The sequence below is a fragment of the Nocardia sp. CC201C genome (assembly GCF_030010695.1).
GTDB lineage: Bacteria > Actinomycetota > Actinomycetes > Mycobacteriales > Mycobacteriaceae > Nocardia > Nocardia otitidiscaviarum.
In genome coordinates this window covers 1-7775 of record NZ_JASCXP010000364.1, presented here as the reverse complement: position 1 = coordinate 7775, position 7775 = coordinate 1, and the positions used below count along the sequence as shown (strand labels likewise).

9 protein-coding genes and 2 tRNA genes are annotated in these 7775 nt (G+C 66.6%); 7 read left to right on the top strand and 4 right to left on the bottom strand.

What is annotated here, in order from left to right; genetic code table 11:
• On the bottom strand, nt 1–180 hold a 180-nt coding region (locus tag QK444_RS28475), incomplete at its 3' end, for a DUF397 domain-containing protein (RefSeq protein WP_282785223.1).
• A gap of 451 nt (nt 181–631) precedes the next feature.
• On the opposite strand from QK444_RS28475, the gene QK444_RS28470 reads away from it, so the two are divergent.
• Both QK444_RS28470 and QK444_RS28465 read left to right on the top strand, forming a co-directional pair.
• Nucleotides 632–706 (top strand) — tRNA-Leu (locus tag QK444_RS28470).
• Between the two features lie 68 nt (nt 707–774).
• Nucleotides 775–848: transfer RNA gene (locus QK444_RS28465), tRNA-Arg, on the top strand.
• Nucleotides 849–852: 4 nt separating this feature from the next.
• Here the strand turns inward: QK444_RS28465 and QK444_RS28460 are convergent.
• Nucleotides 853–1806, bottom strand: a complete 954-nt coding sequence (locus QK444_RS28460; RefSeq protein ID WP_282785222.1) for an MBL fold metallo-hydrolase — start codon at nt 1804–1806, stop codon at nt 853–855.
• Nucleotides 1807–1916: 110 nt separating this feature from the next.
• Between QK444_RS28460 and QK444_RS28455 the strand changes: the two genes are divergently transcribed.
• Entirely contained in the window at nt 1917–2387 is a 471-nt protein-coding gene (locus tag QK444_RS28455) for a MarR family transcriptional regulator (protein ID WP_282785221.1), read from the top strand.
• Between the two features lie 119 nt (nt 2388–2506).
• Here QK444_RS28455 and QK444_RS28450 read toward each other — a convergent pair whose 3' ends face one another.
• A complete protein-coding gene (locus QK444_RS28450; protein ID WP_282785220.1) occupies nt 2507–2929 on the bottom strand; it encodes a hypothetical protein in 423 nt (140 codons plus the stop codon).
• Between the two features lie 345 nt (nt 2930–3274).
• On the opposite strand from QK444_RS28450, the gene QK444_RS28445 reads away from it, so the two are divergent.
• From QK444_RS28445 to QK444_RS28430, 4 genes are read left to right on the top strand one after another with little or no spacing between them, the layout of a single operon-like run.
• A complete protein-coding gene (locus tag QK444_RS28445; protein ID WP_282785219.1) occupies nt 3275–3667 on the top strand; it encodes a hypothetical protein in 393 nt (130 codons plus the stop codon).
• A complete protein-coding gene (locus QK444_RS28440) occupies nt 3657–4463 on the top strand; it encodes a hypothetical protein (RefSeq protein ID WP_282785218.1) in 807 nt (268 codons plus the stop codon). The genes QK444_RS28445 and QK444_RS28440 overlap by 11 nt, the downstream gene beginning before the upstream one ends.
• Nucleotides 4460–4945 carry a roadblock/LC7 domain-containing protein gene (locus tag QK444_RS28435; protein ID WP_235204426.1) on the top strand — a complete coding sequence of 162 codons (486 nt, stop codon included), beginning with the start codon at nt 4460–4462 and terminating at the stop codon, nt 4943–4945. The genes QK444_RS28440 and QK444_RS28435 overlap by 4 nt, the downstream gene beginning before the upstream one ends.
• Before the next feature lie 3 nt (nt 4946–4948).
• On the top strand, nt 4949–5320 hold the full coding sequence (locus tag QK444_RS28430; protein ID WP_282785217.1) for a hypothetical protein: 372 nt from the start codon (nt 4949–4951) through the stop codon (nt 5318–5320).
• A gap of 3 nt (nt 5321–5323) precedes the next feature.
• Here QK444_RS28430 and QK444_RS28425 read toward each other — a convergent pair whose 3' ends face one another.
• Entirely contained in the window at nt 5324–7720 is a 2397-nt protein-coding gene (locus QK444_RS28425) for a DNA translocase FtsK (protein ID WP_282785224.1), read from the bottom strand.
• Between the last annotated feature and the right edge of the window lie 55 nt (nt 7721–7775).

The following is a 7775-nucleotide window of genomic DNA, read 5'->3' as shown; positions in this document are numbered from 1 at the left end:
GAACGCCCGCCACTCGGACCGCGTGAACCACAGCGTCGGGCTGCACCGGTCCTTGGAATCACGCAATGCGATCCGGCCGTCGTGGTACGCGACCTCGACACAATCACCGCCACCGTAACTGAAGCTGCTCTTGGCGAACTTCGGGCCGCGACGCTCCCCGCGAATCATATTGCCGTTCATGGCATTCATTCCTTCCCCCGGAGAGTCACTCCCCATGACCCTCGCGTACAACGCTGACGACACCCACACTGATATCCGAACCCCCAGCTGCGCAACTGATTTCGTCCGGACCTGCGCGCTGATACACCGAAACGCTCATGAACGCAAGCTTACGGCCACCCACCGACAAGATACGGGGTCGTACGGACCCCGGCGGCACGGCGCATCGGCAGGTCGGAAAATCGTTGTACCGCCGCGCAGTCGCATTGCTATCGTGGTTCTCGACATGTTCCTCCGACGACAAGGGAAAGGCGGCACCGTGACGGAGCCGACACCGCGTAGCATCGCGCGCGCCCTCACCTCCCCCCCGAGCCTCCGCGTGGGCGTCCGGAGCGTTCCCTAGATCTCACCGAGATCACCGCGAGGGTCGCTCCAGGGCACGCCGCCGGAGCGGCCCTTTTTCGTATCCCCTTCCCTCGTAGCCCAATTGGCAGGAGGCACCGGATTCAGAATCCGGACAGTGTGAGTTCGAATCCCACCGAGGGAACCCATTCTTCTCGCCCCGCGCAGCTCAGCGCGGAGTGGATGTCAACGGCGACATCCGCGCGGGGCCACGTGTCCGTAGCTCAGCCGGACAGAGCGCCTGCCTACGAAGCAGGAGGCCGGAGGTTCGAATCCTCCCGGGCACACGACTCAGGCCGACCGCTTCGCCTCGTGGTACGCGCAGGGGATGTTGACGTCGAAGTGCAGCCAGTCGAACAGTGGGTAGCCAGCGTCGAATTCGCGCATCGGCACCGCCTCGCGAGTGGCCTCGAGGCTCAGTCCGTCGGCTACCGCCTTGCCGACCTTGTCCACCAGCGCCTCGGTGTATTCGACGAAGAAGCGCATGCCCTCCTTGTCCGTGACCCGCCCATGCCCCGGCACGATCCGCGTTCCCTCCGGAATCCAGTCGAGGATCCGGCGCAGCGCCTGCGCGGGGGTCTTGGCAACGCCGTCCAGCAACCATGGGATGGCGGGCTTTTCGCTGATGAACGCATTACCCGCCCAGAGGACCCGTGCCTGCGGGTCGTGATACCACAGGTCGCCGGGGGTCTGCCCCTGCCCTAGGTCGAGCACATCGACGAACTTTCCGCCGCCGAGCCGCACCGAGAGCTTCCCATCCGACGGAATCAGCAGATCCGCGGGACGGTACCGCACATCCTCGATCCCCTTGCCCAGGTCGAACCAGCCGATCTGGGCTTGTTTGCGCGGTTCGATTCCGGTCTGTTCGATTGCTCGGAAAGCGTTCTCGTGCTGGATGATTCGTGCCTGCTCGGGCATCAGATAGTTGCCGAAGAAGTGATCGCCGTGATCGGAGGTGATACCGACGTAGCGGATCGGCAGCTCCGTGGACGCGGAAACCAGGTCCAGCACCTGCCGGGCGAGCCCGGGGGTCATCATGGATTCGATCACGAGAACCGCTTCGGTGCCGACGACGAATCCGCCGGAGGTGGCCTGCGGGATTCCGCGCGTGGTCTCGTCGTCGGCGGTGTCCGAAACGACCGCGTAGGCGCCCGCACCCAGATCCTGGGCACTCAGGCGCACGGAATCCGCGTCCCAGATCGGCACCGGCCACGGGACACTTCTGTCGACTGTATAGCTGGTCATCGCTCTCATCCTCTCAACATGAAGGAGTGGCAAACAGATAGTTACCTGACTAGTCAGAGAGTGACTGTACATATTCTGACTAATACGAACAAGTGATATGCTTCACACCCATGGACCCGAGTGACCTGCTGGACGACCCCCGAATCACCCTCATGGGCCTGTTCGTCGAGGCATACGGCGAGGTCATGCGCGAGGTCGCAGCCCAGGAACGCGACCACGGGCTCGCGGTCGCCGAGTTCGACGTCCTGCTCCGGCTCAGCCGATCACCCGGTCGCCGGTTGCGCATCTCCGACCTCTGCCTCCAGACGGGCTTGACCTCGGGTGGCATGACACGCCTGGTCGACCGCCTGGCCGCCCGCGAGTTCGTCGAACGCGGCGTCGACCCCGCGGATCGGCGCGTCGTCCTGGCCAGACTGACCGAGGCGGGCACGACCAAGGTCGCCGAGGTCCTGCCCGGCCACCTCGACATCCTCGAGCGCACCCTGACCCGGCCGCTGCCCGACGCGGACCGCGACGCGCTGGCGGCAGCACTCCGCAAGATCCGCGACAACGCGGTGCGAACCCGCAGCGCCACCGCCTGACACCACACCGTCGGCCATCCTTCGGCAAACAGCGACGCACACAGCCGCGATTCAGTGAGACGGTTTTGCCCGCATCACCATCCCGGACATACGGCCGGACGATGCGCCGCGGAACTGGGTCACACGGCGGCGCGATGGGGTGCGTCGACCACGGCGCGGGCGCGATCCAGAATCGCGGCGGGGTCGAAGGTGTCGGCGATCCAGGATTCGGAGGCGACGCCGACGCGGCCCCGCCAGGTGCGCATGATGTCGGTGTGCACCGGCCAGCGCACGAAGCGGCGCATGTCGGCCCGCGACTCCCACACCGAGATGGATCCGCCGCGCAGTTCGGCGGGCCTGCCCCACAGCCACAGCCCCACCGCACCCTGCATCACCGGCCAGGTGCGTCCCAGTTCCACGCCGATCTCGTAGACCTGCCGGACATCCTCCTCGGACGTGGCCAGGAAATCCGTCACGGCCACGAAGACCGCACCCGGAACATCGTGGCGCGGGCCGGGTTTCCACGGCATGAGCACGCCGCCATCCGCCAATGTCTCGTTCATGACCACCTCGGGTTCTCGTCGGCCGCACCGATTCGGTAAGCGATGACATACAGTAGGCATATGCTTACGAACTCCGCAAGGCGGCCCGCCCACCCCTCGGCCGCGCGGCGGATCGCCAGGTAGGCACGAATTGTCATGAGGGCAGGGCGGAAAGACTCTAGACAATGTCGAGCATACGCATTATCGGCAACCGAAAGGTATTCAATACCTTCGGGTATCCATTTGCGCGAGCCAGCAAACAATCGTCGATCTCAGCAATCCTCGTGCGGTTCCGGCACATTGCTGGCGAACAGTGTGTAACGTCGCCAGCGCTCGAATGTCTCACGGGAAAAATGCGGTGGCACGGTGCTCGGAATCGACGGTTGTCTGCAATCGATCATGGATATTCCCGGTGCGCGCTGCGCCACGCTCGTGGACGGGGCGAGCGGGTTGGCGATAGCGGCGGCGGGACAGCACGAACTGGTCGATCAGCACGAGGACGCTGCTGCCACAACGGATGTGGTGCGATCGGTGCTCGCCTGTCCGGCGCTGGCCAGCGGCCGCGACGGCGACGACATCAGCGAGATCGTCGTATTCGGCACGCACGGATTCCACCTGCTTAATTTGGTGGACGGCGACTTCGACGGCCGGCTGTTCGTACACGTTCTCATCGACGAAACCACCGGCAATCTCGCCATGGCGCGCTTCCAGCTACGGGGAATTCTGGCGGAATTGGCCGAGGGTGGTCATGAGCGTTGATCTCGCCGCGGAATTGCGTCGGCTGGAAGTGGAAAAGGATACCGGCATACTGCGAGCGGGCGACGGCATATTCCATCTGGTGGGCGGCGCGATCGCCTTCGCCGACTGCCGCCGGACCACCGGCATGGACCGGCTCGTGGTGGAGGCCGGGGTGGTCAGTGCCGACGAATGGCGACGGGCCGAGATCGGCGACCCGGGGCCGATCCTGGAACGACCGCGACTGGAGGCGCTGGCACTGCTGTCGGTCTTCGACGCCGCCTACTTCCTCCTGGAATCCGCCAGCACCGTGGACTTCCGGCCCGCACCGCCGCACTGGCTGGCGCCGGTATGCCGGATCGCGCCCCGCATCCTGGTGAACGAGTGCGCCCGGCGCGCGAACCGCGAATCCGGTCCGTGGACACCGGATCTGGTGGATCGGGTACCCGTGGTGCCTGCCCGGCACATCCGGCAGCGGCGGGTGGTGCTCACCAGCGGCGCGGCCGAGGTGCTCGCCGCCGCGGACGCCCGCCGCACTGTCACCGCCATCGCCCGCGAACTCGGCCGCACCACCTACGGATGCCTCGCGGCCGTCCGCGATCTCAGCGCCGTCGGCCTCATCGAACCGCCCGCCGCCCCGGTTCGAGCCCCACTCGTCATGGCCGAGTCGATGGTGGCCGAACCCGCGATCGGCGGCCCCACACCACCGTTGCGCCGCCGGGTCCGACAGACGCCCGTGATCTCCGTACCCGATCGCTGGGAGCCGGTCGACCGCGATGTGCTCATTCGGCTGCGGGCGGCGTTGGAGGAGCTTGCGTGACCCCGCGGAAAAGACTGCTCGGCGATCTCATGGGAAGGCTGACCAAGGTGGCGATGACCGGACCCGAACCCGATCCGGCGGTACTGGAGGAGTTGAAGGCGCTGCGCGCCCGCGTGCCCCGGCTGACCGGCACGTTGGTGGCGTCCGCGGACGGGCTACTGGTCGCACACGATCTACCGCCGCATATCGAACCCGCGAGCATGGCGGCCATGTCCGCCGCACATCTGTCGCTGTCGCACCGCCTCGCCACCACCGCGCACGGTGGCGGCTTCCACGAGGTGGTGGTCAACGGCACCGACGGGTCCGTCGTCATCTACGCGGCGGGCTGGACCTCGTTGACCGTGCTGGCCGGTCCCGAGGTGAATATCGGCCGCCTCCACCTGGAGTCGCGCCCGGTGGCCCGTGCCATCTCCGACCATCTGTCGCCGACCACGGGCCAACACCGCAAAGACCAGCGCAAGAAAACAGTGGGAAAGGAATGAACTATGTCCAATCTGGATATCGCGCTCAAGGACATGATGGTCATCGACGGCGCGGTCGGCGCGGCCGTGGTCGACTACAACAGCGGTATGGCCCTCGGCATGCTCGGCAGCTCGAAGGCACTGGACCTGCAGGTCGCCGCCGCGGGCAATACCGAGGTGGTGCGGGCCAAGATGCGCACCATCGAACAGCTGGGGCTCAATGAGGACATCGAGGACATCCTCATCACCCTCTCCGGCCAGTACCACATCATCCGGCCCATGACCGGCCGAAAATCCAAGGGCCTGTTCCTGTATCTGGCGCTGGACAAGAACCGGGCCAACCTGGCCATGGCCCGCCATCGCCTCAAGGGCATCGAGGAAGACCTCGAGGTGTGACCCTCACTCCGCGCCGGAGGGCTCCGAATCCGCCTCTCCCCCACCACGAATGGTGTAGAGCAGTCCGTCCAGCTCATCGGGCTTGATCAGGACGTCGCGGGCCTTGGAGCCCTCGCTGGGGCCGACCACCCCGCGGGTCTCCATGAGGTCCATGAGTCGACCCGCCTTGGCGAAACCGACGCGGAGTTTGCGCTGCAACATCGACGTGGAGCCGAACTGACTGGTGACCACCAGTTCGATGGCCTGCAACAACAGGTCGAGGTCGTCGCCGATATCCGGATCGACGTCCTTCTTCTCACCCGATTTACCGGCGGTGACACCCTCCTGGTACTCGGGTTCCTTTTGCTCCTTGGTGAATTCGACGACGCCGTGGATCTCCTCGTCGGAGATGAACGCACCCTGCAGACGGGTGGGCTTGTTCGCGCCCATGGGCAGGAACAGGCCGTCACCCATGCCGATGAGCTTCTCCGCGCCCGGCTGATCGAGAATGACGCGCGAATCCGTCAACGACGACGTGGCGAAGGCCAGCCGGGACGGCACATTGGTCTTGATCAGGCCCGTGACCACGTCCACCGACGGCCGCTGGGTCGCCAACACCAGGTGAATCCCGGCGGCGCGGGCCTTCTGGGTGATGCGGACGATGGCGTCCTCGACATCGCGGGGAGCGGTCATCATCAGGTCGGCGAGCTCGTCGACGATGGCGAGGATGTACGGGTACGGGCGGTACACCCGCTCGCTGCCCAGCGGGGCGGTGATCTGCCCCGACTTGACCTTGCGGTTGAAGTCGTCGATGTGGCGGACCTTGTTGGCCTGCATGTCCTGATAGCGCTGCTCCATCTCCTCCACCAGCCAGGCCAGCGCCGCCGCGGCCTTCTTGGGCTGGGTGATGATGGGCGTGATCAGATGCGGAATGCCCTCGTAGGGCGTGAGTTCCACCATCTTCGGGTCGATGAGGATCATGCGCACCTCATCGGGGGTGGCGCGCTGCAACAGCGACACCAGCATCGAGTTGACGAAGCTGGACTTACCGGAGCCGGTGGAACCGGCCACCAGCAGATGCGGCATCTTGGCCAGATTCGCCGAGACGAACTCGCCCTCGATGTTCTTGCCCAGGCCGATCACCAGCGGATGATGGTCGTTGCGGGTGGAGGGGGCCTTCAGCACGTCCGCGAGCCGGACCAGTTCACGGTCGGAGTTGGGCACCTCGATACCCACTGCCGACTTGCCGGGGATGGGCGCGAGCAGGCGCACGTTCTCGGTGGCGACCGCGTAGGCGATATTGCGGGCCAGCGCGGTGATCTTCTCGACCTTGACGCCGGGACCCAGCTCCACCTCGTAGCGGGTGACCGTCGGGCCGCGCACGAAACCCGTGACTGCGGCGTCGATCTTGAACTGCACCAACACCTCCGTGATCGCCTCGATCATGGATTCGTTGGCGGCACTGCGCTTCTTGGGCGGATCACCGTCGGTGAGCAGGGTCATGGGCGGCAGCTGGTAGTCGCCCTCGACCTCGCGGTCGGTGACGAACTCCAACTGCTCGGCCCGCTGCGGCGGCGGGGTCTGATCGACCACCTTGGGAGCCTTGCGCGCCTTGGGTTTCGGCGGCTCGGGCGGGGCGATGTCCTTGGCGTCCTGCAACGGGGGTTCGCCGATGACCTCGGTGACCGCGTCGGAGCCGCCGAATTCGTCGGTCGGATAGTTGTCCGACGGGGACTTGCCGCGGCGGCGCTTGGCCTTCTGGTGGATCGGGAAGCCGTCGGCGTCGTAGTCGGCCGGATCGTAGAGACCGAATTCGCCGGGCTCGCGGTCGTATTCGTCGCCGCCGCTGCCGGTGCCGAACAGTTCGCGCATCCGCTCGGGAATCTCGCGCACCGTGGTGCCGGTCAGCAGCAGCACACCGAACAGGATGGCGAGCATGAGCAGCGGGACGGCCAGGAAGGCGCTGAGCCCGTCGCTGAGCGGACCGCCGACCACATAGCCCACGAAACCCGCACCGTGGGAACGGCCGTCGATATCGGACGGGGAATCGGAGGCCAGATGCCACAGGCCGAGCACCGGGAGGCCGACCAGCAGGCCGCCGAGCACCAGGCGGGGGCGGGCCTCCGGATGCGGTTCGGTGCGCATCAGGATCACCGCGATCACCGAGGCCACGAAAGGCAGTGCGGCCGAGGCGGATCCGGCGACCCAACGGATGGCGGTGTCGACCCCGCGTCCGACCGGCCCGCCCGCCGACAGCCAGACCGCGGCGGCGATGACGAACGCGAAGGCGACCAGGGCCAGGGCGATGCCGTCGCGGCGGTGGCCGTGTTCGATCTCACCGGCCCGGCCGAGTGCCCGGGTGGTGGCGCCGAGGCCGCGCGCCAGCATGTTCCAGCCGCCGCTCACCCCGCGGGTGAACACCGCCAGCGGAGCGGTGTTGGAGCGGGCGCGGGCCGGGCGGCGGGCCCGGGAACGC